Genomic DNA, 26,735 nt, shown 5'->3' with positions numbered 1-26,735 from the left:
CTATTCTGCTCTTTATTAATTCTGTACTAATTCATCAAAATAACATTCCACGAGGGAATACTGTTCTGCAGTGGTTTCCAGCCGATTAAAGTCAGCCCTAAATTGGCGCTGAGCTTCTTGGTCTAGGTACCATCCCATATGTTTTCTGGCAAAGCGGATACCCTTATATTCACCATACAAATCATACAGTTTGGTGAGGTGTTCCAGCATCACTTGACGCTGTTCGGCAACCTCAATGGGCGCTAGCTTATTACCCGTTTCCAAGTAGTGCTGGATTTCTCTGAAAATCCAAGGTCGTCCTTGAGCACCCCGTCCTATCATCAAGGCATCGGCACCGGTGTATTCCAGCACAAAGCGGGCTTTCTCCGGACTGTCGATATCCCCATTGGCGACGACAGGAATCGAGACATTCTGTTTGATTGCTTTAATCGTGTCGTACTCGGCATTGCCTCTGTACATACATTGCCTCGTGCGGCCGTGAACGGCGAGCGAAGCTATGCCACAATTCTCTGCAATCTGGGCGATTTGAACACCATTCTTGTGTTCTGGCTCCCAACCGGTGCGAATCTTTAACGTGACAGGCACATTCACTGCGGCGACCACGGCTTGTAAAATTTCTTTTACCAGCGGCGGGTTTTGCATCAGCGCTGAGCCAGCCAGCTTTTTATTCACTTTTTTTGCGGGACAACCCATGTTGATATCAATGATGTGAGCGCCTTGTTCAACATTGAACAACGCGGCTTGCGCCATTAAATCAGGGTCGGCTCCGGCTATTTGCACTGAGCGAATACCTTCTTCACCAGAATGCGTCATGCGCTGGCGGCTTTTATCTGTATCCCAAACCTCAGGATTAGATGAAAGCATCTCGGAAACCGCTAAGGCAGCGCCATAACGAAGACAAAGATTACGGAAGGCTTGGTCGGTGACACCTGCCATTGGTGCCACGATCAGCTGATTTTTCAGTTGATAGGGTCCAATCTGCATTTTATGTTTCACCTTGCTCTTCAAAGGGGCGCTATAGTAGCCCTTTTTGTTGGCGATGCAAAGGTCAATAAATGACCTAGAGGCAATTTTATTTCTTGACATTTAATCGTCAAGAAGTCAGAGGCTATATTGTGAGAAGTCAACGGTGGCGCACGTTGCGCCACCCTTTAGCGTTATTTGCGTGTGCCTGTCAAGCGACTCCAATCTTCTTTGTGAGCCGCTTCGTCCATATCGAACCATTGACTATAAAAGTCAGAGACTTCTTGGGCCTGTTCTTTTAGTAGACCAGAAAGGGCCAATTTACCGCCACTTTTAACGCGTTCGGCGATTAAAGGCGCCAATTCGCGCAGTGGGCCTGCCAGTATGTTAGCCACCAGTACATCGGCCTTAAGATCAGCGGGTTGATCTTCTGGTAAGTAGAGTGCCAACTTGTCGGCGACATCATTACGCTCAGCATTAGCACGTGAGGCGTCAATAGCTTGATAATCGATATCAATACCGGTAACTTTTTTCGCGCCTAACTTCAGCGCAGCTACAGCTAAAATGCCAGAGCCGCAGCCAAAATCGATGACTTCTTCATCACGTAAATCTAAGCTATCTAACCACTCTAAACACAGCGCTGTGGTGGGATGTGTGCCCGTGCCAAAGGCAAGGCCGGGATCGAGGATCACATTTACTGCGGTTGGATCAGGGATTTCGCGCCAGCTTGGGCAGATCCATAAACGTGTGCCAAAGAGGATAGGATGAAAGTTATCCATCCATTCGCGCACCCAGTCTTTATCTTCGATTTGTTCTACCTTGTGGCTGAAGTTTTCACCGAGAAATGGCAAGGTTTTCAGCATCGCGATGGTTGGCGTTAGATCGGTTTCGGCATCAAATAACGCCACGACAACGGTATCACGCCATAGCGGGGTTTCACCCAGTTTAGGTTCAAAAATAGGTGTATCTTTACCATCCTCGAAGGTTATCGAGACTGAGCCGGCTTCCATAAGTAAATCACTAATGGTTTCAGCATCATCGCTATTGGTATTTACACGGAGTTGGATCCAAGGCATGGGGCATCCTGTGGCTAAGGGTTCAAAATATCGCGCTATTGTATACGTAAACTTGCTTAAAATGCAGAGCCCAGCAGTAATTTAACCTATGTTAGGCAAGGCTATAGAGCGCTCCAGCATCGGATACGTGAGCGAGAGTAAGACATTTTTACTTACGTTTAACTTGAGTTTAAGTGCTATTGCTTGGTGATATCTTTGCTCAGCCTTGTTACGTTAACTCTCTTATTTAGGAGGTGTTATGTTAAAAATAATAAATTCAATTTATACCCTCGTTATTGTTGCAACCGCGGTATCGTCTGCAGGAGTTATGGCCATGGATAGAATTACGGGTAAAGCCTTTGCAACCCGCTCAGAAGTGTATGCAACACATGGAATGGCGGCGACGAGCCAGCCATTAGCAACACAAGTCGCGATTGATATACTCAAGCAAGGTGGCAGTGCGGTAGATGCCGCGATTGCCGCTAATGCCATGTTAGGCTTGGTTGAGCCCACAGGCTCGGGTGTAGGTGGTGATTTATTTGCCATCGTTTGGAGCGCGAAAGATAAGCGTCTTTATGGTCTTAATGCTTCAGGCCGTAGTCCAAAGTCATTGAGCTTAGAAAAGCTTAAATCCCTTGGGCTAGACTATTTACCGCCACTTGGCCCTTTGCCTGTATCGGTTCCCGGCGCGGTTGATGGTTGGTATGAGTTGCATAATAAGTTTGGCAAATTACCGATGGCGGATAATCTTGCCCCCGCGATTGGTTACGCTCGCAATGGTTTTCCGGTCTCTGAGCTGATTGCTTATTATCTTGATAGCAGTGCTAAAAAACTGGCTAAATTCCCAGGATTTAAAGAAACCTATATGCCAACGGGTAAGGTACCTGCGGTAGGTGAAATCTTTAAAAATCCCGCCCTAGCAAACACCTATGAGAAAATTGCTAAGGGTGGGCGTGATGCATTTTATAAAGGTGATATCGCTAAAAGTATTGATAAATATATGGCGTCCCAAGGGGGCTATTTAAGCTATGAAGATTTAGCCAGTCATACCAGCGAATGGGTTGAGCCTGTTTCGGTCAATTATCGTGGTTATGATGTGTGGGAATTACCGCCCAATGGACAAGGCATTGCCGCACTGCAAATTTTAAAAACCATGGAACCCTTTGATGTCGCTGCTATGGGCTTTAACAGCCCTGAATATGTGCATTTATTTGTAGAGGCTAAAAAACTGGCTTTTGCCGACAGAGCTAAATTTTATGCCGATATGGCCTTTAATAACGTCCCTGTTACCGAGTTGATATCACAACACTACAACTATGAGCGCGCTAAATTAATTGACACGAATAAAGCCGCCAAAAGTGTTGATGCAGGTAATCCTGCCCTACAGCACGGTGATACGGTTTACCTCACAACGGCAGATAAAGACGGCAATATGGTGTCACTTATCCAGAGTAATTACCGTGGTATGGGCTCGGGAATGACGCCGGCCGATCTGGGTTTTGTGTTGCAAGATCGTGGGCAAATGTTTGATTTAACTGAGGGACGTTTCAATACCTATGCGCCAGGTAAGCGACCTTTTCAAACGATTATTCCCGCGTTTGTGACTAAAGCAGGTAAGCCTTGGCTTAGTTTTGGGGTCATGGGCGGTGCAACGCAGCCGCAAATGCATGCACAAATTTTAATGAATCTCATTGATTTTAAAATGAACCTACAAGAAGCGGGCGATGCGCCTCGGATTTTACATAGCGGTTCTACTGAGCCTACTGGCGAGGTGATGACCGATGGCGGTTATGTGAGCCTAGAGTCAGGCTTTCCTGTTGAAACGCGCCGTGAGCTCATTAAAAAAGGGCATATATTGCGTGATGCTTTAGGGGATTTTGGTGGTTATCAAGCGATTGGCTTTAATGCAGAAACTGGCGTTTACCGCGGTGCATCTGAGAGTCGTAAAGATGGTCATGCTGCAGGGTATTAGTTTAAATAAATATCATGGTGTTAGTGAGCTTTGCCTACTGTATTGGGGTAGACTCGCTAGCGAAATTTATGCGTTGCATCATTTTTCAATGAGCTTGAGCACAACAACGCTTCGTTATAGGCATTATCATTAATAAACTCGAGTAAAGTGTGCGTTAGTTAATGTCATTTTTAGGGAAAGTTGCGGATAATATTACCGAAAATGAATTTAGAACAGGGTCACAACCAAATGGATATTCAAAATATGCCGCGTGAACAGTTAGGTGTGTGTGCAGAGGGAAACTTACATAGTATCTACTTGATGTTTAATGCAAATGATAATGTGGAGTCGCAGTTACGTCCCTGCCTTGCCAACGTAGCGCAGTATATTTACGAACTGACAGATCAGTATTCTGACAGTGCATTCAATGGTTTTGTCGGTATCGGCGCTAATTACTGGGATAGCCTCTATACCGATGCCCGCCCTAAAATGTTAAGGCCTTTCCCTGCGATACAAGCTGGGAGTCTTGATGCACCTGCAATCGAATATGATTTGTATGTACATATTCGCTGTGACCGTTACGATATTCTGCATTTAGTCGCCAATGAAATTAGCCAAATGTTTGAAGATTTGGTGGAATTAGTGGACGAAGAGCGCGGCTTTAGATTTATGGATAGTCGCGATCTGACCGGTTTTGTCGATGGTACTGAAAACCCAAAGGGACGCCATCGTCAAGAAGTCACACTGGTTGGTGATGAGGATGCTGGATTTAAGGGCGGCAGTTATGTTCACGTACAAAAATATGCCCATAACTTAAGTAAGTGGAACCGCTTACCGATTAAAAAACAAGAAGATATATTCGCGCGCACTAAACAAGATAATATCGAATATGAATCCAAGGATAAGCCACTCACCAGCCATATAAAACGGGTGAATCTTAAAGATGCTGACGGAAACTCAATGGAAATCCTACGTCAGAGCATGCCCTACGGATCGCTTAAAGAGCAGGGGTTGATGTTTATTGCTTGCTGTCGTACGCCCGAACATTTTGAAAAAATGCTACACAGCATGATATTTGGTGATGGCGAAGGTAATCATGATCATTTAATGCATTTTACTAAGGCATTAACGGGTTCATCTTTCTTCGTACCCGCTTTAGATTTTATGCTGCAGTTCGATGAGTAAATTGTTGTGACTGACCAAGTTGAGTTGTAGTTGAGTTGTAAGAGTTACATTTTGATAAAGCACTTAATGCCAAGGCATTAAGTGCTTTTTTTATTCGGCATAATTGAATAAAGATTTGATGGTTTCTAAGGTGTCGGCGATATCTTGGATGCTTGATGGGCAAATAAAAATCGTATCATCACCTGCAATCGTTCCCAAAATCCCTTCTGGCTTACCGATAGAATCCAATAAGCGGGCAATCAGTTGTGCTGCGCCAGGGCTGGTTCGCACTACAATCATGGCTTGGTTATGGTCAACATCCAGCACTAAGTTTTTTAATGGGCTGCCTGCGGTTGGCACGCCTAATTCGGCGGGTAAGCAATACACCATCTCTTGTTTAGCGTTGCGAGTCCGAACGGCGCCGAACTTGCTGAGCATGCGTGATACTTTTGATTGGTTAATATTACCAAAGCCTTCAGCTTGCAAGGCGATGACGATTTCACTTTGAGAGCCAAAGCGCTCTTCTTTTAAAATCGACTTAAAAACTCTAACAAGGTCATCCTGATTCTTGGTCGTCTGCATAATATTATTATTCTTTATTCAAAAAAACAGGCCCATTTTGAATATTTTTAAACAAATTGTCAACATACAATCAAATTGGCTGAATAAACATTCACTAAGCAGCAGACTCAGCATCATTATCATCGGCTTAAAATGTGCAATCGAGTCATTGTTCTTTTGTGAGCTATCAGTTATTTCGAAATTCTTTTGTTCCACGACTAAGGGATAATTGAAATTGTTGCGACATTCCAGTAATGTGACGCACACGCAAATTAGATCCATGTCACACATATCCGAGAAATAACGGAGTTCATTATGAAAGTTGCTGTACTTGGTGCTGCTGGCGGTATCGGCCAGGCTCTTGCCTTACTGTTAAAAACTCAACTGCCTGCGGGCTCAAAGCTGTCTCTATATGATATCGCACCGGTTACTCCGGGTGTTGCGGTTGACTTGAGCCACATCCCGACCGCTGTTGAAATCAAAGGTTTTGCCGGTGAAGATCCAACGCCTGCGCTGGTAGATGCAGACGTAGTGCTGATTTCTGCTGGTGTTGCGCGTAAACCAGGCATGGATCGTTCTGATCTGTTTAACATCAACGCTGGTATCGTGCGTAACCTGATGGAAAAAGTGGCTGCGACTTGTCCTACTGCTTTAGTCGGTATTATCACCAACCCAGTTAACACCACTGTGGCTATTGCAGCCGAAGTGATGAAAAAAGCCGGTGTTTACGATAAAAACCGTCTATTTGGTATTACCACGCTGGACGTGATCCGCTCTGAAACCTTTATTGCTGAATTAAAAGGCTTAAACGTTGCTGATGTTAAAGTGAATGTGATCGGCGGCCATAGCGGCGTGACCATTTTGCCATTACTTTCTCAAGTTGAAGGCGTGACGTTCACTGATGAAGAAGTGGCAACCATGACAACTCGCATTCAAAACGCGGGTACAGAAGTGGTTGAAGCTAAAGCCGGTGGCGGCAGCGCGACATTGTCTATGGGTCAAGCGGCTTGCCGTTTCGGTCTGTCTTTGGTTCGTGGTCTGCAAGGCGAAGCTAACGTCGTTGAATGTGCTTACGTTGACGGTGGTAGTGAACACGCCCAGTTCTTCGCACAACCTGTATTGTTAGGCAAAAACGGTATTGAAAAAGTACTGCCTTACGGTGAAGTGAGTGCATTTGAAGCTAACGCCCGTGATTCTATGTTAGATACGCTGAAAGGCGATATCAAACTAGGCGTTGATTTCGTTAAATAATTATTCGAATAATCTTTTTAGATTATAACGAGTTAAAAGCGGAGCCCTTGAGCTCCGTTTTTTTATGTCTGCGTTTTACGCTTTCTAAACCTAAATCAGCGGCGCTTAGTGGGCAATTGGCAATTATCGTCGCAGCGGGCTTTACCTGTCAGTAAATAAGAAATGCGATAACGATTTTTAGCAAAGCGCAAGTAAAGCCAATCGGCAACGGGTTTAATAATAGGTAAGCGTAATAATTGTATCCAAGAACGGGTTCCCGTAAGTGCCCACGCTTTGCAGGTGACATCTAAGCCGAGTAATATTTCGCCGGTTGCGGTTTCGCCATGCAGAATAGTATTAGCGTAGTTTTTATCGATATAACTGAAACGCTGGCTAAAGTCTGGCGCATTTAAATTTTCTAGCGCAATTAAGTTATCGGGATCGCGCGCTTTCAGTTGACGCATTTCGGCGCTACATAATGGACAGTTTCCATCATAAAAAATTCGCAGTTCCATCGGGGATACCTCAGATAATTTAATCTTAATGCGTGAGCTTAGCTTTAGCTTTAGCTTATCCTATACGCAGCAGCAATGATTTTAGATCGCAGTTGATGCGAGATTGGATCTAATTTTAGACGTGATCAGCATTATTAATTAGCCTTCCAGTTAGATTAAATCTAAAAAAATACGCTAGGATTTGGGATGTTGATTGGTTTTGCTTGAGTCTTAGGTGTATTTACCATTCAATGAATCATAAACCGAGCCATAATCGCTTTAAAAATAACAGGATTAGTATGACATCTCCCATCATCATCACTGGCGTAGGTAAGCGTATTGGTTACGCCTTAGCCAAACATTTTCTCGCCCAAGGCCTGAGTGTGATTGGTACCTATCGTAGCCACTATGCGAGTATTGATGAGCTAAAAACTTTAGGCGCGACTTTGTATCCCTGTGATTTTTATGATGATATCCAAGTGCAATCCTTAATCGATGAGCTCGCTAAGCTGCCTCAAATTCGCGCTATTATTCACAATGCGTCCGATTGGCTGCCTGATCCTGTGCTTACCAAGAATGCGCCTTTAAAAAGCGCTACTTTTGCGCCGAGCGAAGTGTTGCAGCGGATGATGCAAGTGCATGTGAGCGTGCCCTATCAATTAAACTTGGCCTTAGAAGCGCCGCTACGCAGCGGAGCGGGTGGTAATATTGGTGCGAGTGATATTATCCATATTACCGATTATGTGGCCGAAAAGGGCAGTCAGAAGCATATTGCCTACGCTGCTAGTAAAGCTGCGCTGCACAATATGACATTATCCTTTGCTGCTAAATTTTCCCCCGAGGTGAAAGTCAATTCCATCGCCCCAGCGATGATTTTATTTAATCCTGAGGATGATGCTGCCTATCAACAAAAAACCTTAGCCAAAGCGTTATTACCAAAAGAGGCCGGCAATCAGGAAATTATCGATTTAGTGCAATATCTACTGAATAGTCGCTACGTTACGGGTCGTTGCCATAATGTCGATGGCGGTCGCCAGTTAAAGTAGTGCTTTGATGATTAAATCAAAATCGTTTAGAACGTCAGCACGCGGCTTGGGGTGATGATCATCGGTAAAGGCACATCCCAATACTCACAGGGTAAGCTCGGCACTTGTTGGCAGTCATGGGCGTAACCCATAGGTAAAGGTTTGCCCTGAAGCTGCCAGTTCGCCAGAGTCCTATCGTAATAGCCGCCGCCCATCCCCATGCGATTACCCACAGCATCAAAAGCGACCAAGGGAGTGATGACAATATCTAACTCAGTCACGGGGATGATGGCGCGCACAGCTAATTTAGGTTCTAAGATGCCAAATTGATTGGGCTGCATCGGCGTGTCAGCGGTGTAACGCAAAAAAAGTAGTTGTCCGGCATTGAAGGGGTGCAATCTGGGTAAGTAGGTATTAATGCCTAATTGCCACAGTGCATTGATAAGCGGCGCGGTCGCAAGTTCACCATCATGGGTTAAGTACAATGCTACATGCTGTGCTTTTTGAGCTTGTAGCCTATCAATCATTTTGTGACAGGCATTAAGGCTTGCCAAGGTTTGCTCAGCTGGTGTTAGCGATTTACGTGCACTGCGGATGGTTTTACGTAATTGCTGGCGACTTTCTTTTGCGTTGATATCGATGCGCGCCGCAGCTTGCGGTGCCTTACTTTTAGCAGGAAGATTGTCGCTGAGTGTAGAAGATGTAGACATAAATTAAGATGCTCCCCAGAATGCCGCTACCCGGTGTAGCCCTTGAACCGTAGGTTCAAGGCGGGAAAATGATTACCTCCTAAGGCTTCTCGGTACGAGCCGAGCATGCACAATGTCAGTAAAGCATTCACCCTAAGATCAAAATTATCGGCACAGGGACATTACCAGTTGGCATGCATCCCAGGGAGCAAAACGGTACTGAATCGCTAAAAGTTGTCTTAGTATTTAAGCCAGTTTAGCCATTCTCTGTGTATCAAAAGAGTTAACTTAGCGGCGTTATCGCGCTAAACCCTCGTGCTTCACAGTTAAACTTTAATGCTATTTAGTTGAACGCTCAACTAAGGCATTTTCGAGGGTCGACTGCAGCAAGCTGATTCGGTCGTCCATCTGTTGCATGTAATGCTTGTTCTTTTGCTTTTCTTGGAACAACTCGTGTCCAATATTGAGCGCTGCCATAATTGCGATTTCTTCACGACTAAGGCTATTGGTTCGGCTTTTTAACGCAATAAGTTGTTGTTCAACACCTAGTGCCACCGTACGTAGGGCATCCTCTTGGCCTTTCGGGCAAGCGATAGAGTAGGTGCGCCCAAGTAGGGTAATTTCAACTGCACTGTTACTCATATAACGGGGGATCCTTTCGTTAACCTCTGAAGCGGACTATATAGGGCTAAAATTAAAAGTGCAAGGTAAGCCGCCAATGGATTTGTCGGGATAGTTTTGTTTGCTGCTTGTGTGAGCAGTTGTTGAAATTATTAACTTAAGTCCTGTGGATTTGCGCATTATCGGGATTCAGTATTGGTTCAAGTCTTTATCTCTGCTAGCATTGCAGCTGAAAAAATCTTATTGGGATCTGATATGGCCACCCCTCCTTCGTTACGAATCGATAGCTTAAAAATTGCCTTAGATGCGGCCGAAATTGGTCAGCATCCGGTTGAAGTTCACGGCGCTTTAGTCGGTTTAATTTGCGGTGGTGTAGAGCAAACTGGCGACACTTGGATCAAGCCTTTATTTGATCTGATGAACGACGGCCAGCCGTTGCCAGCGCAGTTACATCAACTGGTGTGTGATTTGTTCCAAGATTCAGTAACGCGTTTAGCCGAGTTTGAATTTGGCTTTATGCCGCTGTTGCCAGAGGAAGAAGAACCGCTTAGCCAGCGTGTTGAGGCTTTATCTTTGTGGGCGCAAAGCTTTTTGACTGGTATGGCGATTATTCAGCCCAAACTTAATCAGGCTTCGACTGAGGTGCGTGAAGTCATTAAAGACTTAGCCGAAATTGCCCAAGTTGAATTTGATGTTGCCGACGATGAAGAGTCCGAGGCGGCATACACTGAACTGCTCGAGTTTGTGCGGATAGCTGCGATTATGTGTTACGCCGAATTTGGCCCCGAACTTCCCCATGGCGAAAGCGACGACATTGCAGCGGTGCACTAATCATCGCAATTATTAAGTTAATCAAATCGCTATTGTTTAAGTTTTTATAATGGTTATTTAATTTGATATAAAAGGCTGGCTCGTCTGGCCTTTTCGTCCATGACACCAGTATTGTTAATTGCATTGTCGCAACTGTTGATATAGCAGGTGCGCCATGCCATAGCTTGAATGAGATCCCCATGACGACCACGAAGCACATGGATACTTCAGTTCAAAACGTCGACATCGCTATTGTTGGCGGCGCCATGGCGGGCGCGACCTTAGCGTTAGCGCTAGCGCGTTTATCATCGGCACAGTCCTTATCTGCACAGTCCTTCGCACATCAATTAGCTAGACCACTTTCCATTGCGTTAATTGAGGCGCATGTCCCTGATAAACAACATCCCGGGTTTGATGCGCGCTCTATCGCTATCGCCCACGGCTCTATTTTCGAATTATCTCGCTTAGGTTTATGGCCTAAGCTCGCCCATTTGGGCACGGCGATTGAAAATATCCATGTGTCGGACCGTGGCCATTTTGGTATGACAGAGCTCAATGCGGCGCAGTTTCATTTAGATGCGTTAGGCCAAGTGGTCGAGCTTGAACGTGTCGGCCAAGTGCTATTTAGCGAGTTAACTAAAAGCGATGTAAAACTGTTTTGCCCCGCCAAACTTGTGCAAATCGACGCCACTATCGATAGCCACACATTGCTACTCGATACCGGTGAGCGCATTCAAGCTAAGCTGGTGGTCGCCGCCGATGGTTTGCAATCTAAAGTTCGCAGCAGTTTTAATTTGCCCATTACCCAAGTGGCTTTTGCACAAACGGCGATTATCGCCAATATTCAAACCGACAAACCCCACCAACATTGGGCCTATGAGCGCTTTACCCAAACAGGCCCTTTAGCGCTGTTACCTATGGGCGACATTCAAGGCCAGCCGCGATTATCAATGGTGTGGGCGCTCGATGCCGAAGGTGCCAAGCAAATGCAAGCCGCGCCTAAAGCTGAGTTTTTAGCGGCGCTGCAGCAAGCTTTTGGTTATCGCGCAGGCAAATTTGTTGATGTGAGTACGCGCCATGCGTATCCGCTTGATTTGTCGTATATGCCAAGGCCTATCCACCATAGATGTGTGTTTATCGGCAATGCGGCGCAGACGGTGCATCCTATTGCAGGACAAGGATTTAACTTAGGTCTTCGCGATGTGGTGAGTTTGCTTGAGGTGCTCAAAACGGCGCTAGAGCAGGGCGATGATATCGGCAGTGTTGCCGTAACCCATGCATATCTAAAAGCTCGTGAGCACGATAGAAACAGCACTATCCGTAATATTGAATTTTTAGTCCGTGGTTTTTCAAACCAGTATTGGCCCTTGGCGCTCGGTCGTAATTTAGGCTTGCGGTCATTATCTTGGTTTGTGCCACTTAAAACGCCTGTAGCCCAAAAAGCGATGGGCTGGAAATAACACTCGAATGCGTTGATATCGCTAACGTCTATCGCCCGTAAGGCAATGACGGCAAAGCAACGCTATTCACTGGTATCGCAACGCGAAAAGGATGTACCCATGTTAAGTTCGCAAACCTATGACATTGCTATTGTGGGCGGTGGCATGGTGGGACTCGCCACCGCGATTGGATTGGCACAGGCTAATCTTAATGTTGTTGTTATTGATGCAGGGCAGACAGAAGCCGTCAGCGGCTCAGCGCGTTTACGCGTGAGTGCTATCAATAAGGCAAGCCAGCGTTTGTTAGAACATTTAGGTGCTTGGGCTTATGTAGAGACAGCCCGTGCTACGCCTTACCAAAAAATGGCCGTGTGGGATAAAGACGGCTTTGGCAAAATTGCCTTTGACGCCAACAGCATCAGCGAAGCAAGCCTTGGCACTATTATCGAAAACGATGCCATCAGCTACGCCCTCGCCAAACGTGTCAGTGAGTTTGACAACATCACCCATATTGAAAACCAACGTATTGAACGCATTGCCTTTGGTGAGCGCGAAGCTTGGCTGACCCTCGCTAATGGCGCCGAGTCTGGAATAGAAAGTGTCAGTGCTGCGTTGGTAGTCGCCGCCGATGGTGCGAACTCTTGGGTGCGTGAGCAGTGTAAAATACCGCTGACCTTTTGGGATTACGGCCACCATGCGTTAGTCGCCACTATTCGTACTGAATTACCGCACCTTGCTACCGCTCGCCAAGTATTTTTACAGGACGGGCCGTTGGCATTTTTACCTCTGTATGAAGACAATCTGTGCTCTATTGTGTGGTCTGTGCCGCCAGAGCGCGCCAACGAATTATTAGCCATGGATAACGTTCAATTTGAGCGCCACTTAACCGCCGCCTTTGATGGCCGTTTAGGCTTATGTCAGCTTGAAAGCGAGCGCCAAGCTTTTCCACTGCGAATGCGTTATGCCCGCCATTTTGCCCGCCATCGCTTAGTGTTAGCCGGTGATGCGGCGCACACCATTCATCCACTGGCTGGCCAAGGGGTTAACCTCGGCTTTTTAGATGCCGCCAGCATTATCGAAGTGGTCAATGAATTACAGCAAGCGGGTAAAGATATCGGCGATTATGCCAATTTGCGCGCCCTTGAGCGTTGGCGCAAAGCCGATGCCATGGAGATGATTGCCGCAATGGAAGGCTTTAAACGACTCTTTGAAGGCAGCAACCCACTTAAAAAAGCGATCCGCGATTTGGGGTTAAATCTGGTTGATAATGTCGCTGGGCTGAAAACAGTGTTCATACAACAGGCCATGGGCAATAAGTCGGCGCTGCCTAAGTTATGTCGTTAGCCGCGGTTGCGCTAATGTGATCAGAATTGCTGCTAATATCAGCGATTTGTTTGCAAGCTGCGCAAATCTGCCGTTCGCATGTAAAAAAATTACAGGTTTAAGATAAGAAAATCTAATGGCAGTGACTTCGGATTAGAAAAATATCCTGTATACAAATTTGTGACGCAAGGTATAATTTCGCCGCATTTTAGACCCTAGTATCTACACCCTACACTAGGCAGAGACCTGAAAAAGGCCGCAAAAAGGGATAACAATGGCTAACAAAACTATTCTGTTTAACAAGCACATAGAATCAAACGCTAAGATGGTTGATTTCCACGGTTGGGACATGCCGCTCAACTATGGCTCACAAATCGAAGAACATCACGCCGTGCGTCAAGACGCGGGCATGTTCGACGTTTCCCACATGACAGTGGTTGATGTGATGGGCAATGATGCTGGTGCATTTTTGCGTAAGTTGCTCGCAAACGATGTGGCTAAGCTTAAAGTTCCAGGTAAAGCCTTATACGCCGGCATGTTAGATGAAAATGCGGGCATTATAGATGACCTCATCACCTATTATCTTACCGATACGCATTACCGCGTAGTCGTTAACTCAGGCACCCGTGAAAAAGATCTCGCTTGGATTGCTAAGCAAGCCCAAGGTTTTGATGTCACTGTGACTGAACGTCCTGAATTATCAATGATCGCGGTACAAGGCCCTAACGCTAAAGCGAAAGCCGCTGCCGTGTTTAGCACCGAGCAAAACGCCGCTATCGAAGGCATGAAACCTTTCTTCGGTAAGCAAGCGGGCTCGCTGTTTATTGCCACTACGGGTTATACCGGCGAAGCGGGTTACGAAATTATTGTCCCAGAAGATGAAGCAGAGGCCTTGTGGCAAGCACTGTTAGAGCAAGGGGTTAAACCTTGTGGTCTGGGTGCGCGTGACACTCTGCGTCTTGAAGCCGGTATGAATCTTTACGGCTTAGATATGGACGAAACCATCAACCCATTGGCCGCCAACATGGGCTGGACCATTGCATGGGAACCTATCGAGCGTGACTTTATTGGCCGTAGCGCCCTAGAAGCACTACGCGCGGCGGGCACCGACAAATTAGTCGGCCTAGTGATGGAAGAAAAAGGCGTGCTACGCCATGATATGCCTGTATTTTTCACTGATGCTGCCGGTATTGAGCACCAAGGCGTGATCACCAGCGGTACTTTCTCGCCAACCTTGGGCTATTCTATTGCGTTGGCGCGCGTCCCTAATGCAATTGGGGATACGGCAGAAGTTGAAATGCGTAAAAAGCGTGTGGCTGTTAAAGTAGTCGCGCCAAGCTTTGTGCGTAACGGTAAACCAGCATTTTAAAAAAACGGAACAAGGAACAATAACAATGAGCAATATTCCGACAGAACTGAAATACGCCTCTTCACACGAATGGATCCGTAAAGAAGCCGACGGTAGCTACACAGTAGGTATTTCTGATCATGCCCAAGAGCTGTTAGGCGACATGGTTTTCGTAGAGCTTCCAGAAGTTGGCGATACTGTTACCGCAGGTGAAGACTGCGCGGTAGCGGAATCAGTCAAAGCGGCATCTGACATTTATGCGCCTATTTCTGGCGAAGTGATTGCTGTAAACGTTGCCCTAGAGGATTCTCCTGAGCTGGTTAACAGCGATGCTTACGGCGAAGGCTGGTTTTTCCGCGTGATGCCTTCTGACGAATCAGACATCGATGCGCTGCTAGATGCCGAAGGCTACCAAGCGGTAATCGACGAAGAGTAATCGTCGGTGTTAACAAAGCCCTGAGGGGCTTTGTTTGTTTTAGCACAAGATTGACATAACAACAGTCCGTTAATCAGTACCCTACAGTTCTGAGTTTCGGCAAATCTGGAACAAGGTTTATCATGACCAAGCAAACCCTCACTCAGTTAGAACAGCACGATTTATTCCTACGTCGTCACATCGGCCCTGATAGCCACCAACAACAAGCGATGCTTAATTTTGTTGGCGCTGAGTCTCTTGAAGACCTCACCGCGCAAATCGTGCCTGAATCGATTCGCTTAAGCCAAGATTTAAGCATTGGTGATTCTTGCGGTGAAGCCGAAGGTATCGCCTATATCCGTGGTCTAGCAGATAAAAACCAAGTCTTTAAAAGCTATATCGGCATGGGTTACTACGGCACCCAAGTGCCAAACGTAATCCTACGTAACGTATTTGAAAACCCCGGTTGGTACACGGCTTATACGCCTTACCAGCCAGAAATCGCCCAAGGTCGTTTAGAAGCCATTCTTAACTTCCAACAAGTGTCGATGGACTTAACGGGCTTAGATTTAGCCTCTGCGTCTTTGTTAGATGAAGCGACCGCCGCTGCCGAAGCCATGGCGCTGGCAAAGCGTGTCTCTAAAGCGAAAAAATCGAATATCTTCTTTGTTGCCGATGATGTGTTCCCGCAAACCTTAGACGTAGTCAAAACCCGCGCTGAGTGTTTTGGTTTTGATGTCATCGTGGGCCCTGCACAAGATGCCGTGAACTACGAGCTGTTTGGTGCTTTGTTCCAATACACTAACCGCTTAGGCCAAATCACTGACTTCACTGAATTATTCGCAACTTTGCGTACCAAGAACGTGATTGTGACTGTGGCCGCCGACATTATGTCGTTGGTATTACTGAAATCACCGGGCTCTATGGGCGCCGATGTAGTATTTGGTAGCGCGCAGCGTTTTGGCGTGCCAATGGGTTTTGGTGGTCCACACGCGGCTTTCTTTGTTGCCCGTGATGAGCACAAACGTTCAATGCCGGGTCGTATCATTGGTGTGTCAAAAGACGCCCGTGGTAACCGCGCCCTGCGTATGGCGATGCAAACTCGCGAGCAACATATTCGCCGCGAAAAAGCCAACTCAAATATTTGTACTGCACAAATTTTGTTAGCCAATATGGCGTCTTTCTACGCTGTATTCCACGGCCCAGATGGCCTGAAAACCATCGCGTCACGCATCAACCGCTTTGCCGACATTTTAGCGGCAGGTTTACAAGCTAAGGGCGTGAGTTTAGTTAACAGCACTTGGTTTGATACCATCAGCATCAAAGGCTTAGATGTTACTGCCGTGAACGCACGCGCACTGGCTGCTGAAATGAACCTACGTTTCGATGCCGACGGCATTGTAGGCGTGAGTGTTGACGAAACCACACTGCGCTCAGATATCGAAGCACTGTTTGAAGTGATTTTAGGCGCTGGCCATGGCTTAGATGTAGCCGCGTTAGACGCGCAAATTGTTAGCCAAGGTAGCCAGTCGATTCCTGCTGCATTAGTGCGCCAAGATGCGATTTTAAGTCACCCAACGTTTAATCGCTATCAAAGCGAAACCGAGATGATGCGTTATATCAAACGTCTCGAAAGCAAAGACTTAGCACTTAACTACTCGATGATTTCACTGGGCTCATGCACCATGAAGTTAAACGCAGCGGTTGAAATGATACCAGTGAGCTGGCCAGAATTTGCCAACATGCACCCATTCTGCCCGCAGGATCAAGCTAAAGGTTACACTCAGCTGATTGAAGAATTGTCGACATGGTTAGTGAACATCACAGGTTACGACGCTGTGTGTATTCAACCTAACTCAGGCGCTCAAGGTGAATACGCGGGCTTGTTAGCCATCAAAAAATACCATGAGTCACGTGGTAATGCGCACCGAAACATTTGTTTGATCCCACAATCTGCCCACGGCACTAACCCTGCATCGGCGCAACTTGCGGGTATGCAAGTGATTGTGACTGCGTGTGATAAGCAAGGTAACGTCGATTTAGACGATTTGAGGACTAAAGCCGCCGAAGTGGCTGAAAACCTGTCTTGCATCATGATCACTTACCCATCGACCCACGGTGTGTATGAAGAATCTATCCGCGAAATCTGCGACATAGTGCATCAGCATGGCGGCCAAGTGTATTTAGACGGCGCCAACATGAACGCGCAGGTAGGCTTAACGACTCCAGGCTTTATCGGTGCTGACGTATCACACCTTAACCTGCATAAAACCTTCGCTATTCCACACGGCGGCGGTGGCCCAGGTATGGGCCCAATCGGCGTAAAAGCCCATTTAGCGCCATTCGTGGCGGGTCATGTGGTGGTTAAACCGGGTCAGATAAGCGATAACAACGGCGCGGTATCAGCCGCACCTTACGGTAGTGCTGGCATTCTGCCTATCAGCTGGATGTACATTAAGCTGTTAGGTACGCAGGGGCTTAAACAGTCAACGCAAACTGCACTGCTAAATGCTAACTACATGATGAAAAAGCTGTCTGAACATTACCCAGTATTGTTCCGTGGCCGTAACGATCGCGTGGCGCACGAATGTATTATCGACCTGCGTCCACTGAAAGAAGCCTCAGGCGTAACCGAAATGGATATCGCTAAGCGTTTGAACGACTACGGTTTCCATGCGCCAACCATGAGCTTCCCTGTCGCGGGAACCTTGATGATTGAGCCGACGGAATCTGAGTCTAAGGTGGAGCTTGACCGCTTTATCGACGCTATGGTGTCCATCCGCGCTGAAATCGCCAAAGTGGAATCAGGTGAATGGCCAGTGGACAACAACCCGCTGCACAACGCACCGCACACTATGGCCGATATCATGGACCCAGAGTTTGATACGCGCCCATACAGCCGCGAAGTGGCCGTGTTCCCAAGTGCAGCAGTACGCACTAACAAGTTCTGGCCAACCGTGAATCGTATTGATGATGTTTACGGTGATCGTAACTTGATGTGTAGTTGTGCGCCATTATCAGACTACGAATAATAATTGCTGCTTAGGCTAGCTACTGCGGCGTTGAATCTCAGCTTTCGTGCTCATTGACACCAGTCAACTCCGCGCGAAAGCTTTCAATCCGCCTTGCATTAGCTTCGCCAGCAACGCAATTATGGTGTAGTTGGCTTCAGCGAATTTGAAGCATTAAAAAGCGAACCCTTAGCGGTTCGCTTTTTTGTTCGTTGGTTATTCATTCTGTCGTGATTGAGTTGCTAATTAGCTTTATAAGTCGCTGATAGCACAGTGCTGCTAATTGCCTGCCGCAGGCTCTCGCACTGTTACACCAGTGACTCGCCGTAGATACATCCCTGTAGGCTCTACTAAAACATCCATGTTTTAGAAGGTCACTGGTGCAACAATGCCAGTTCTGGTGTGACCATTGAGTGATGAACTATGCTCATCCTGACATTCCGCTCGACTAAACTTTGGTTAGGCGAAAGTCATTTAATTTTTTCAAAACAAGATTTTTGAATTTTAATATTTCTTGTAAATTTTTTGCATCATATCCACTTCTTGCTTTATGCTTTTTTTGTGCATTGTTGAGTAAAATCTCTGCATCAAGTAAATATTTGTATGCTGTATCTGTATTTATGGATTTACGGGACATTGTAAATCTCGCTATTGCCATTTGTAGGAATGCGAAAGATTCAGGCCTACCTAAAGATACCGAGGTTGAAATATTTTTATCACCTAGTTCTAGTTCTCCAAGCCTATATTGTATTAGGGCTAGATTAACCACCGCATCACAGTTTTTATTATTTAATATAACTGATTTTTCTGACATTTCTAGGGCTTTATTTAGGTCTTTTACTTTGTGAGCAAGTAACCATGAATATCTATCATGTAGCGCAGAGTTTAATGGGTCATCTTCTATTGCTAGTTCAAAATTTTCAATTGCTCTGCATATGTCACCTTTATCTACTGCTACCTTGGCTGCCTTGGCAAAATCACTTCTAAATGCCTCGGCAACACGATCTTTTCTATAGGCAAGCTCTATTGATTCACGCTCCTTAGCATAGCTGTCAACTTCAATTGCATATTTTTCTATTGATCTTTTTTCTTCACTGTTTAGTTCTTTCAGCTTTTTATGAAAGAAGCGTTTAGCTAAATCAACTAGTTCTAAACTATAGTGAGTACCGTAGTCTGTTACTGAAGCAAAATGAGTTTCGGCTAAACTAGATTGTAATTCACTGTGTTGAATTTCTAAAAGTTGACAAGCTCTACTGATAGAATACTGATCTAATGGGCAAGTTAATGATACTAAGATGTAAAACACTTCTTTCTGTAATTGACTAATTCTATTCCAAGCATCTTCATATAAAAATTCCAACAATTCCTCATTAGACCTTTTATATAAGTTTTCCATCGCTTGATCTATACTGATATTTCGTTGTCGCCCAATATAAACAACAAGAGCTTCTAATAAAATTGGTTTTCGACTTAGTTTCTCTGATATTTTTCTTAATTTTGTTTCTCCTGCTTGACGAATTGGCTCCGCTTTATGTTTATGTGCTAATGCTTGCAGTAAATTTACGCAATCTTTAATTGTTAAACCTTCTATAAGTATAGGCTTAGCCTCAATCGCTTCTTGTCTTCGAGAAGTAATTATTATGCGACCCAATTTTTTCCCTAAAACTTGCAAAAGTCTTGCAAGTTCGATGGTTTCTTGTGTTGTTGTTGCTAATGTTTCAGTATTATCTAACACTAAAAGTATATCATCACGAGTGTATCCATTTTTTTTAAGTTCATTTACAGCTTTGTCAATTAATGCAGAACCACTAACTGTGTACCATTCTTTTGGTAATACACTGTAGAGACATTTCATAAGCTCTCTAACGCTTTCATCTAATACTGGTTCAATACTGGTATAATGTGTTAATCCGTCAGATGTCCATCTTGTCATTTTTGCGGTGTAATAACATATAACAGTTGGAAGTGGAGTGTTAATTTTAAAGCCATTTTCTAATAATGAATTTAGAGCCTCTAGTAATAAAGTTGTTTTACCATATCCTCCATCACCATAGATTAAACATTTTCGAGAATCTTCATCATTGATCCATTCTTTAAATATCTTGAGTTCTTTTTCTCGTCCTTCGAAAGTATCAGTCTGTCTTATTGGAATGTTGTGTTCAAGTATGTGATATTCACCATTTTCACTCTCTAATTCAATTATTTTATAATTTTCAATGAGATCACTTGATGGTGTGAATATGTTTTCTTCAGGAAGTTGAATTAAAATTTCATCTGAATCACTATGAGATAGTAATTGTGCTTTCATCTGCCAGCCAGATTTTTTTTGTGATATTTTTAGGATTACGATCGCACAATTATCAATAACCATTGGAGATTTTATGTATAGATTTAATTTGTTTGATTTTAAATGAAGTGTTTTTTCAGTTGTTATTTCTGGAATTATTTTTTCAAACACTAACAGACATTGTTTAATGATTGTACTGGTTTTTTGTGACCATTCTATTGTTTTTTTATTGTCTAATACTCCATGGCCTTGTCTACTGTTTCTAAATTGCACCCAATCTTGCAGCTCTTTTGAAAGCGGCATCGGGTACTCCTTGCGTTTCTCAAAAAAACCAATCAAAAACTTTGAGTCTATATAACATCTTAGAATAGGGATTAGTAAGTCTAAAATATGTATTGGCATACCATCAGAAGGAGTATGGAAACGTTCTATTAATTCAGGTAAGGTTGTATCCTCGCTATAACCGGATACAGAAAAAACTTCTAATGAAGTTGTTACTGCTAACTGTAAAATAGATCTAATAATTGCGGTTAAATAGTTAAGTTTTTCACTCTCACTTTTCATTTCATCAGCAATTCGTAATTGTTGGGTGAATATTTTTTTCATATAACCTCTAATTGTATGTATCAAAATACAAACGGAATATTTATAAAAATTATATTGTAATATTTATTTTTTAAATTGATTGCTGACTCCTATTCGTCGACAACAGTCTTTTGAATTGGAGTCACTTTTGGTGAAATTGAATCTTTAATGGGAACAGTACGCTTTAGGTTAACTTTATCTGCAAATTTTCCTGCTTCGATAGCAAGGGCTGGTATAGATCTAATTGCTTGCTTAAAAATTTCAGAATCAGTGAACTCATGCCATGGGCTACTATAGTCTTTTGTAGATAATAATCGTAATGGCATTTCATCAAATCGATCTAATGTTGAATTGAATAGTCTTTTTTCCGTTTCTTCATCAAATTTACTTGCAAACTTTTTAAAACCGGTAAAGGATTTTGCTACAGTTGCTTTATATGCATAATCTTCTGAAAGCTTAAATCTTTGGTTAATTTGTTGTGTTGACATCCATGCTAACCATAGTGGGCCACCAATTGAAATAATAGCCATTACGGTATGTAAAATTGCTTGTCCAGAAGTGATATCTTTATTTAATACTTCGGTCAAAGAATTAACCCTTTCAGAACCGATTAAATATGCTGAAATCAGAGCAACCAATAAGCCTGCAATCCAGACCCAAATTGAAGATTTTAATTGATTTGCTTTTTGATCAAAACCTGCCGCTAATCCTTGAGTTGTAGTTATTTGCAAAGCATCATCACATTGTGCAACTAACGCATCAGCAGATATTTTTAAGTTATTGATTTCATTTGTACTAACATTGCATTCATCATTAGTTGCTTTTATTTCTGACTTTAAAATAGCAGAATCTTCTTTTATTTGGATAATTTCTTTTTTAGTCTGTTCAAACTCTTTTTTCGCCATTTTTAGTAAAGCGTTCAATTCTTGTTTAGCGTCCCTTAAATCCTCAAGATCTGTTGGAAGTGATTCAGCTGCTTCATGAGCATCATTTATTGTTTTGATTTTTTCTTGTATATCTTGGCTTTCGATATAAAATCTATCAAGTCTTGATTTCGTTGCTCTCAAATTTCGAGCTAAATCTTTAGGTAATAATTTTTCTGATTCAATATTTTCAAAAGAAAAAAGTTCATTATTAACTTCAGATTCTACTGCATAAAGTGTAATAAATATGGAGGGGACGAAGTGAATAAGGTGGCTTGCGTTGTTAGTGAAATAGGTTTTAGCTGAATTGTTAAGTCTATTTATATTGTTGATGTGACTTTCAACGGTCGAAGAAAAACCATCTGTGATGTTTACAGATGAATAGCTATTTAGTTTTTTTATCAAATTTTTTATAAAATTCTCTACATCTTTTTGGTCAAGGTAAACTTGGTTCCAACCGTGTTGTTGATCAAATGGAATTGCATTAAATGTCGCCATTTCGATTGTGGATAGTAGAGATTCTAAAGTATCTATCAATAATTTTATATTATTGTTCATAATGTGATATTTCCTAAATTAAATATAATTACTAATCTTTTTAGTATTCAGTGAATGCTGGTTATATTTTATATTTTATCTTTAATTATTTCCCACCTCATTTTTACCCAAGTATCTTTGTGCTACTTGATAAATAATCTGTTCGGCTTGTTGTTGGCTGATTGCTTGGGTGCGCAGGGTTGGGATAGTGCAGACTAATTGTTTGTGGTTAACGATCGGGAACGGTGGTTTTGTCTGACAGGTGACATACCAGCCTGGGAATACGAGGACTGGGGTTGAGGTTACTGGTGTTCCTGTGGCTTTGGTTAACCATTGGCTGACCCACTTGGCTTGGCGTTCAGCCTGTTCTATGGGTTTGGTTTCTGTCCATGAGGGGAAATTTAAGCGCCCGTCTTTGTAAAATACTTGATAGCCCTTGCTGCCATTACCATTTCCATTGGTTTGGAGTAGGTCTTTGTTCCGTTTATGGCGGCCTTTGGTTTCAATGGCGAATACGCCATTTTTGCCGATGACAAGATGGTCGATGTTAAAGCCGTCGGCTTGGACATCGTGAAACACTTGATAACCCAATGCTTGTAAGCCTATGAGTTCATTGGCAGTGGCGATTTCTGCTGTATGACCTAGGGGTAATTTGGTGAGCTTTGAAAAGTTTTTCCATGTTTTAAAGCTGCAATAAGCTAATCCCATTAAACCCGTTATGACAGATATCCACGGGAATTGACCGACTGTGATGTGGGCTTTAAGGCTGCTGACGGCAAACGGCAGGGATACTATCATCGCGCCCATCAGCATGCTTCCAATTAAGTCCATTTGCAGATCTTGTATTTGTTGCTGTAAACCATAGGCGGGAATGCGGGCGAGTTGTTCGCGATCGACGGGTAGCTTTACGGTGGCATCACGATATTTCAGCAAGCCATACATGACACCCACAGTGGCAAACATGCTGGAGAGTATTATCGCTACGGATAACATACTGTTGTTGAAATCAGTCATTTACGTCCCTGAAGTAATGCGAGTCAATAGTTAACTCTATGACATAACTTATTAATTAAATTCACTTATTATTTTGGAAAGTTGCGGCAGAGTAGACTGCTAAGAGTTTGGGCGCATATTGCTGATTGGCTTCTTCTTCCTTAAATGGCGTGCTCGATGATGGAGTTCGAGTTTGCCCTGCATTTTCCTTGAGCGGTCACACTTTAACCTGCTCTATGCGGTTTAATCAATGATGTTTATCACAATACGTATTTTAAATAATGACTTGTAGCAAGATTATTCACGGGAGGAACGATCTGACAGGCATTATTTGTAGCGTCGTGTTTTAAGTTCTTTCTTTGTTCTTGCGAGCTCGCAGATATACACAGAAGTTAAACAAGATTAAGCACTGTCATGTAAGTGACCGTCCGTGGCAGGGCCGCTTTTTCACGTCTGACCCATAGGGATATGGGAAATGTCATCATGATGTCTGGAACATCATTGACCTGTGATCGCGGCATTTGCACTTCCATGTGCAGCAGATTCCACGTTCGAGCATACAGGGACGTACTTCAACAATATCCCTATTTAACTGCCAGTTCGCCTTCCATGGCTCTCGTTCATAAGCTCAGAAACCCGAGGTTTCTATTCACCGAGTCACTGGAATGACAGTGCTTAATTACTGATAGTGATAGCTAGGAAAGCAGTAATTTAGGCTCTTATCTTTGATCTTGCGAGCTCGCAGATATACACAGAAGTTAAACAAGATTAAGTGCTGTCATGTAAGTGACCGTCCGTGGCAGGGATGCCACGTTCGAGCATACAGGGACGTACTTGCTGCGAGTCACTGGAATGACAGTGCTTAATTCAGAACTCAGATAAAAATGGTGCAGTAATATTTTGCTTAATTGTCGTTTAAGCTTTATCTCTTCTCTTTACTCTTATTAGTCCTTAGTTGAGATACACAAAAGCTAAGCGGTCATGTTAGTGACCGTTCTTGCTGTTGTGATTTACCACTTGTAGAAGCGGGAAATCTCAGCGTAAACGCAGCGCGTCGGCGACTAAGGTAAAAGCGGGGGAGGGTTGGCGGCGACTGGGGTAATACAGGTAATAGCCGGCAAAAGATAGGCTCCAGTCTTCAAGCACTTTTACCAAACGCCCTGCTTTGATATGGGGTTCAAACTCTGCTTCTGGTAGGTATGCGATACCGTTGCCTTGCAATGCTGCATCGACGATATGGTGCGATGCATTAAAGATAAGTTGGCCGTCCACATGCACATTCAATTGCTTGCCGTCTTTTTCAAACTCCCATACATACAAACCTCCGTGGGTCGGGAAGCGAATGTTAATGCAGTTATGCTCGATAAGATCCTGCGGGTGTTGGGGGATGGGATGCTGTGCAAAATAAGTGGGGGTCGCCACGGCTGCCATTGTTTGATGCGGGCCGATAGGGATCGCGATCATGTCCTTATCTATGGTATCGCCTAGGCGGATGCCAGCATCGAAACGATCCGCCACTATGTCCCTAAAGCCATAATTTACATCGAATTCTACTTTGATATCGGGATAATTGTGCAGTAGCGGCGACAGTTTTGGCAGTAGTAAGGTTCGCAGCACGAAATCACCGCAGGTGATCCTGACTGTTCCGGCGGGTTTGTCACGCATGGCTGTTAATGCATCCAGCTCGGATTCAATTTCATCAAATCGATTACCTATCGCATTTAACAGGCGTTCGCCTGCCTCTGTCGCCGATACGCTGCGAGTGGTGCGCGTTAACAGCCTGATTTCAAGTCGGGTTTCTAAACCACTGATCGCTTGGCTCAGCGCCGATTGGGTGACACCGAGCAAGGCGGCGGCTCGGGTAAAACTGCCTTCACGAGCGACGGTGACGAAGCATAAAAGATCGTTCAGATTCCGTTTCATCATACTGTTTTCTACACCAGTTTAATTAGCTGAGCTAATAAGCTCTATAAGCATTCATTAGCTAGTAAGGTTCCAGTGCATTTGAAACAATAGCGACTACAAAGTCAATCAGATTTAACTTTAACCATTGATAGGTATGTAATGACCACTCAGCTATGCGAAACGTCAGAATCACGCTGTGCCATTCAAAAGGCAAATCAACAACAAACGGCAAATTGGAGTGGCGTACTGGCGATGTCGTTATGCGTGTTTGCCTTGGTCGCCTCAGAATTTATGCCTGTTAGTTTACTGACACCGATTGCCACTGATTTGAGTGTCAGCGAAGGATTGGTCGGACAGGGCATTGCAATATCGGGTTTTTTTGCCGTGTTAACCAGCCTTAGTATTGCGTCAATTGCTAAAGATACGGATCGCAGGTCACTTCTACTTGGGCTTACCTCGTTAATGCTGGTATCGGGCATTGTGATTGCTTATGCGCCTAACTACTCAATTTATATGCTGGGCCGCTGCTTAATTGGCGTTGTGATTGGTGGGTTTTGGTCTTTGTCTGGCGCATCGGCAATTCGTCTTGTGCCAACGGAAAAGATCCCTAAAGCCTTGGCAATATTCAATGGTGGTAATGCGCTGGCTATGGTGATTGCAGCCCCGCTGGGCAGTTACCTTGGCGCGCATATCGGTTGGCGAGGCGCCTTTTTCGGTTTAGTACCCGCCGCACTGATCGCCTTTGTGTGGATGTGGTTTAGTTTGCCTACGATGAAACCAGAAAAACGTGTTGTTGGCTCAGCGAATGTCTTTTCCCTGTTAAACAAACCTTTGGTTCGATTGGGTATGTTAGCAATTGTGTTGTTGTTTATGGGGCAGTTTGCGCTGTTTACCTATGTGCGTCCGTTTTTGGAAACCACTATCCATGTAGAGAGCAATAGCTTATCGTTAATTTTGCTGATGATGGGCGTTGCGGGTTTTATGGGGACGCTTGTAGTCAGTTTATTTTTGAAAAACAATCTCTACCGTACGTTAATTTTTATTCCGTTGGTGATGGCGGTAATTGCTTTAGCGTTAATCCTGTTTAGCGATAGCAGTATTACCGTAACAACGCTGCTTGTATTGTGGGGTGGCGTTGCCACTGCGGCGCCCGTTGCATGGTGGACTTGGCTTGCGCGAACTATGCCGGAAGACTCCGAAGTGGGTGGCGGCTTAATGGTGGCGGTTATCCAATTGGCTATCGGGCTGGGCTCAACCTTAGGCGGTGTACTATTTGATTTTAATGGTTACCACAGCACATTTTTGCTGAGTGCAACCTTGTTGGTAGCGGCAGCTTTATTGGCTTATTGGACCCAACGTTCAGAGCTAGCGCCACTGCTTCATACTCAATAATTAAGGACTTTTAC

Annotated in this window: 21 protein-coding genes and 1 other RNA gene; 11 read left to right on the top strand and 11 right to left on the bottom strand. The window is 44.4% G+C overall.

The annotated features are described in order from the left end of the window. Nucleotides 1-15: 15 nt before the first annotated feature. Both dusB and prmA read right to left on the bottom strand, forming a co-directional pair. The gene (gene dusB, locus C9I43_RS14295) at nt 16-984 is read right to left on the bottom strand and encodes a tRNA dihydrouridine synthase DusB (RefSeq protein ID WP_076498907.1); all 969 of its coding nucleotides are present in this window, start codon (nt 982-984) and stop codon (nt 16-18) included. A gap of 173 nt (nt 985-1,157) precedes the next feature. Further along, nucleotides 1,158-2,039, bottom strand: coding sequence for a 50S ribosomal protein L11 methyltransferase (gene prmA / locus C9I43_RS14290; protein ID WP_076498904.1), 882 nt, complete (start codon nt 2,037-2,039; stop codon nt 1,158-1,160). Nucleotides 2,040-2,277: 238 nt separating this feature from the next. Between prmA and ggt the strand changes: the two genes are divergently transcribed. Together ggt and C9I43_RS14280 are read left to right on the top strand one after the other, a co-directional pair. Then, on the top strand, nt 2,278-3,990 hold the full coding sequence (gene ggt, locus C9I43_RS14285) for a gamma-glutamyltransferase (RefSeq protein ID WP_107883905.1): 1,713 nt from the start codon (nt 2,278-2,280) through the stop codon (nt 3,988-3,990). 228 nt (nt 3,991-4,218) lie between these two features. Continuing rightward, nucleotides 4,219-5,154 carry a Dyp-type peroxidase gene (locus tag C9I43_RS14280; protein ID WP_107884190.1) on the top strand — a complete coding sequence of 312 codons (936 nt, stop codon included), beginning with the start codon at nt 4,219-4,221 and terminating at the stop codon, nt 5,152-5,154. 90 nt (nt 5,155-5,244) lie between these two features. Here the strand turns inward: C9I43_RS14280 and argR are convergent, their stop codons facing one another. Next, nucleotides 5,245-5,715: a transcriptional regulator ArgR gene (gene argR / locus C9I43_RS14275; RefSeq protein WP_076498902.1), complete on the bottom strand. Its 471-nt coding sequence runs from the start codon at nt 5,713-5,715 to the stop codon at nt 5,245-5,247. Between the two features lie 294 nt (nt 5,716-6,009). Here argR and mdh point away from each other — a divergent pair, with 294 nt between their 5' ends. Next, nucleotides 6,010-6,945 carry a malate dehydrogenase gene (gene mdh, locus C9I43_RS14270; protein ID WP_076498899.1) on the top strand — a complete coding sequence of 312 codons (936 nt, stop codon included), beginning with the start codon at nt 6,010-6,012 and terminating at the stop codon, nt 6,943-6,945. 95 nt (nt 6,946-7,040) lie between these two features. Here mdh and C9I43_RS14265 read toward each other — a convergent pair whose 3' ends face one another. After that, entirely contained in the window at nt 7,041-7,439 is a 399-nt protein-coding gene (locus tag C9I43_RS14265) for a thiol-disulfide oxidoreductase DCC family protein (RefSeq protein WP_076498897.1), read from the bottom strand. Nucleotides 7,440-7,717: 278 nt separating this feature from the next. On the opposite strand from C9I43_RS14265, the gene folM reads away from it, so the two are divergent. After that, the gene (gene folM, locus C9I43_RS14260; RefSeq protein ID WP_107884188.1) at nt 7,718-8,464 is read left to right on the top strand and encodes a dihydromonapterin reductase; all 747 of its coding nucleotides are present in this window, start codon (nt 7,718-7,720) and stop codon (nt 8,462-8,464) included. A gap of 26 nt (nt 8,465-8,490) precedes the next feature. Here the strand turns inward: folM and C9I43_RS14255 are convergent, their stop codons facing one another. The 3 genes from C9I43_RS14255 to C9I43_RS14245 form a co-directional block, all read right to left on the bottom strand. Then, nucleotides 8,491-9,153 (bottom strand): 5-formyltetrahydrofolate cyclo-ligase, encoded by a 663-nt coding sequence (locus tag C9I43_RS14255; RefSeq protein WP_107883903.1) that lies wholly within the window; start codon nt 9,151-9,153, stop codon nt 8,491-8,493. Nucleotides 9,154-9,161: 8 nt separating this feature from the next. After that, a non-coding RNA gene (gene ssrS / locus C9I43_RS14250) (6S RNA) lies at nt 9,162-9,343 on the bottom strand. A gap of 128 nt (nt 9,344-9,471) precedes the next feature. Continuing rightward, on the bottom strand, nt 9,472-9,774 hold the full coding sequence (locus C9I43_RS14245; protein WP_076498889.1) for a cell division protein ZapA: 303 nt from the start codon (nt 9,772-9,774) through the stop codon (nt 9,472-9,474). A gap of 234 nt (nt 9,775-10,008) precedes the next feature. On the opposite strand from C9I43_RS14245, the gene C9I43_RS14240 reads away from it, so the two are divergent. The 6 genes from C9I43_RS14240 (at nt 10,009) to gcvP (ending at nt 18,120) form a co-directional block, all read left to right on the top strand. Beyond that, nucleotides 10,009-10,584 carry a UPF0149 family protein gene (locus C9I43_RS14240; protein WP_076499054.1) on the top strand — a complete coding sequence of 192 codons (576 nt, stop codon included), beginning with the start codon at nt 10,009-10,011 and terminating at the stop codon, nt 10,582-10,584. A 179-nt stretch (nt 10,585-10,763) separates the two neighbouring features. Beyond that, the gene (gene ubiH, locus C9I43_RS14235; RefSeq protein WP_107883901.1) at nt 10,764-12,023 is read left to right on the top strand and encodes a 2-octaprenyl-6-methoxyphenyl hydroxylase; all 1,260 of its coding nucleotides are present in this window, start codon (nt 10,764-10,766) and stop codon (nt 12,021-12,023) included. A 99-nt stretch (nt 12,024-12,122) separates the two neighbouring features. Continuing rightward, nucleotides 12,123-13,346, top strand: a complete 1,224-nt coding sequence (locus C9I43_RS14230) for an FAD-dependent oxidoreductase (RefSeq protein ID WP_107883899.1) — start codon at nt 12,123-12,125, stop codon at nt 13,344-13,346. Between the two features lie 253 nt (nt 13,347-13,599). After that, nucleotides 13,600-14,694, top strand: a complete 1,095-nt coding sequence (gene gcvT / locus C9I43_RS14225; protein ID WP_076498880.1) for a glycine cleavage system aminomethyltransferase GcvT — start codon at nt 13,600-13,602, stop codon at nt 14,692-14,694. A gap of 25 nt (nt 14,695-14,719) precedes the next feature. Continuing rightward, the gene (gene gcvH / locus C9I43_RS14220; protein ID WP_076498877.1) at nt 14,720-15,109 is read left to right on the top strand and encodes a glycine cleavage system protein GcvH; all 390 of its coding nucleotides are present in this window, start codon (nt 14,720-14,722) and stop codon (nt 15,107-15,109) included. Nucleotides 15,110-15,231: 122 nt separating this feature from the next. Then, complete coding sequence (gene gcvP, locus C9I43_RS14215) at nt 15,232-18,120, top strand: aminomethyl-transferring glycine dehydrogenase (RefSeq protein ID WP_107883897.1); 2,889 nt, start codon at nt 15,232-15,234, stop codon at nt 18,118-18,120. Between the two features lie 427 nt (nt 18,121-18,547). On the opposite strand, the gene C9I43_RS14210 is transcribed toward gcvP, so the two are convergent. The 4 genes from C9I43_RS14210 to C9I43_RS14190 form a co-directional block, all read right to left on the bottom strand. Further along, complete coding sequence (locus C9I43_RS14210; RefSeq protein ID WP_107883895.1) at nt 18,548-20,992, bottom strand: ATP-binding protein; 2,445 nt, start codon at nt 20,990-20,992, stop codon at nt 18,548-18,550. Between the two features lie 89 nt (nt 20,993-21,081). Then, a complete protein-coding gene (locus tag C9I43_RS14205) occupies nt 21,082-22,452 on the bottom strand; it encodes a coiled-coil domain-containing protein (protein WP_107883893.1) in 1,371 nt (456 codons plus the stop codon). 81 nt (nt 22,453-22,533) lie between these two features. Then, a complete protein-coding gene (locus C9I43_RS18925) occupies nt 22,534-23,445 on the bottom strand; it encodes a nuclease-related domain-containing protein (RefSeq protein ID WP_181317895.1) in 912 nt (303 codons plus the stop codon). 1,014 nt (nt 23,446-24,459) lie between these two features. After that, entirely contained in the window at nt 24,460-25,350 is an 891-nt protein-coding gene (locus C9I43_RS14190) for a LysR family transcriptional regulator (RefSeq protein ID WP_107883889.1), read from the bottom strand. Between the two features lie 138 nt (nt 25,351-25,488). Here C9I43_RS14190 and C9I43_RS14185 point away from each other — a divergent pair, with 138 nt between their 5' ends. Continuing rightward, nucleotides 25,489-26,721 carry an MFS transporter gene (locus tag C9I43_RS14185; protein ID WP_107883887.1) on the top strand — a complete coding sequence of 411 codons (1,233 nt, stop codon included), beginning with the start codon at nt 25,489-25,491 and terminating at the stop codon, nt 26,719-26,721. Nucleotides 26,722-26,735 lie beyond the last annotated feature (14 nt).

Origin of the sequence: Shewanella morhuae (assembly GCF_003028295.1) — a bacterium.
GTDB classification, from domain to species: Bacteria; Pseudomonadota; Gammaproteobacteria; order Enterobacterales; family Shewanellaceae; genus Shewanella; species Shewanella morhuae.
Note: the sequence above shows the minus strand (reverse complement) of the source record. Positions and strands in the feature narration are given on the sequence as shown.

Excerpts from the sequence above, each read along its gene's own strand:
- dusB (WP_076498907.1), bottom strand. The coding sequence starts at position 984 with ATGCAGATTGGACCCTATCAACTGAAAAATCAGCTGATCGTGGCACCA.
- prmA (WP_076498904.1), bottom strand. The coding sequence starts at position 2,039 with ATGCCTTGGATCCAACTCCGTGTAAATACCAATAGCGATGATGCTGAA.
- ggt (WP_107883905.1), top strand. The coding sequence starts at position 2,278 with ATGTTAAAAATAATAAATTCAATTTATACCCTCGTTATTGTTGCAACC.
- C9I43_RS14280 (WP_107884190.1), top strand. The coding sequence starts at position 4,219 with ATGGATATTCAAAATATGCCGCGTGAACAGTTAGGTGTGTGTGCAGAG.
- argR (WP_076498902.1), bottom strand. The coding sequence starts at position 5,715 with ATGCAGACGACCAAGAATCAGGATGACCTTGTTAGAGTTTTTAAGTCG.
- mdh (WP_076498899.1), top strand. The coding sequence starts at position 6,010 with ATGAAAGTTGCTGTACTTGGTGCTGCTGGCGGTATCGGCCAGGCTCTT.
- C9I43_RS14265 (WP_076498897.1), bottom strand. The coding sequence starts at position 7,439 with ATGGAACTGCGAATTTTTTATGATGGAAACTGTCCATTATGTAGCGCC.
- folM (WP_107884188.1), top strand. The coding sequence starts at position 7,718 with ATGACATCTCCCATCATCATCACTGGCGTAGGTAAGCGTATTGGTTAC.
- C9I43_RS14255 (WP_107883903.1), bottom strand. The coding sequence starts at position 9,153 with ATGTCTACATCTTCTACACTCAGCGACAATCTTCCTGCTAAAAGTAAG.
- C9I43_RS14245 (WP_076498889.1), bottom strand. The coding sequence starts at position 9,774 with ATGAGTAACAGTGCAGTTGAAATTACCCTACTTGGGCGCACCTACTCT.
- C9I43_RS14240 (WP_076499054.1), top strand. The coding sequence starts at position 10,009 with ATGGCCACCCCTCCTTCGTTACGAATCGATAGCTTAAAAATTGCCTTA.
- ubiH (WP_107883901.1), top strand. The coding sequence starts at position 10,764 with ATGACGACCACGAAGCACATGGATACTTCAGTTCAAAACGTCGACATC.
- C9I43_RS14230 (WP_107883899.1), top strand. The coding sequence starts at position 12,123 with ATGTTAAGTTCGCAAACCTATGACATTGCTATTGTGGGCGGTGGCATG.
- gcvT (WP_076498880.1), top strand. The coding sequence starts at position 13,600 with ATGGCTAACAAAACTATTCTGTTTAACAAGCACATAGAATCAAACGCT.
- gcvH (WP_076498877.1), top strand. The coding sequence starts at position 14,720 with ATGAGCAATATTCCGACAGAACTGAAATACGCCTCTTCACACGAATGG.
- gcvP (WP_107883897.1), top strand. The coding sequence starts at position 15,232 with ATGACCAAGCAAACCCTCACTCAGTTAGAACAGCACGATTTATTCCTA.
- C9I43_RS14210 (WP_107883895.1), bottom strand. The coding sequence starts at position 20,992 with ATGAAAAAAATATTCACCCAACAATTACGAATTGCTGATGAAATGAAA.
- C9I43_RS14205 (WP_107883893.1), bottom strand. The coding sequence starts at position 22,452 with ATGAACAATAATATAAAATTATTGATAGATACTTTAGAATCTCTACTA.
- C9I43_RS18925 (WP_181317895.1), bottom strand. The coding sequence starts at position 23,445 with ATGACTGATTTCAACAACAGTATGTTATCCGTAGCGATAATACTCTCC.
- C9I43_RS14190 (WP_107883889.1), bottom strand. The coding sequence starts at position 25,350 with ATGATGAAACGGAATCTGAACGATCTTTTATGCTTCGTCACCGTCGCT.
- C9I43_RS14185 (WP_107883887.1), top strand. The coding sequence starts at position 25,489 with ATGACCACTCAGCTATGCGAAACGTCAGAATCACGCTGTGCCATTCAA.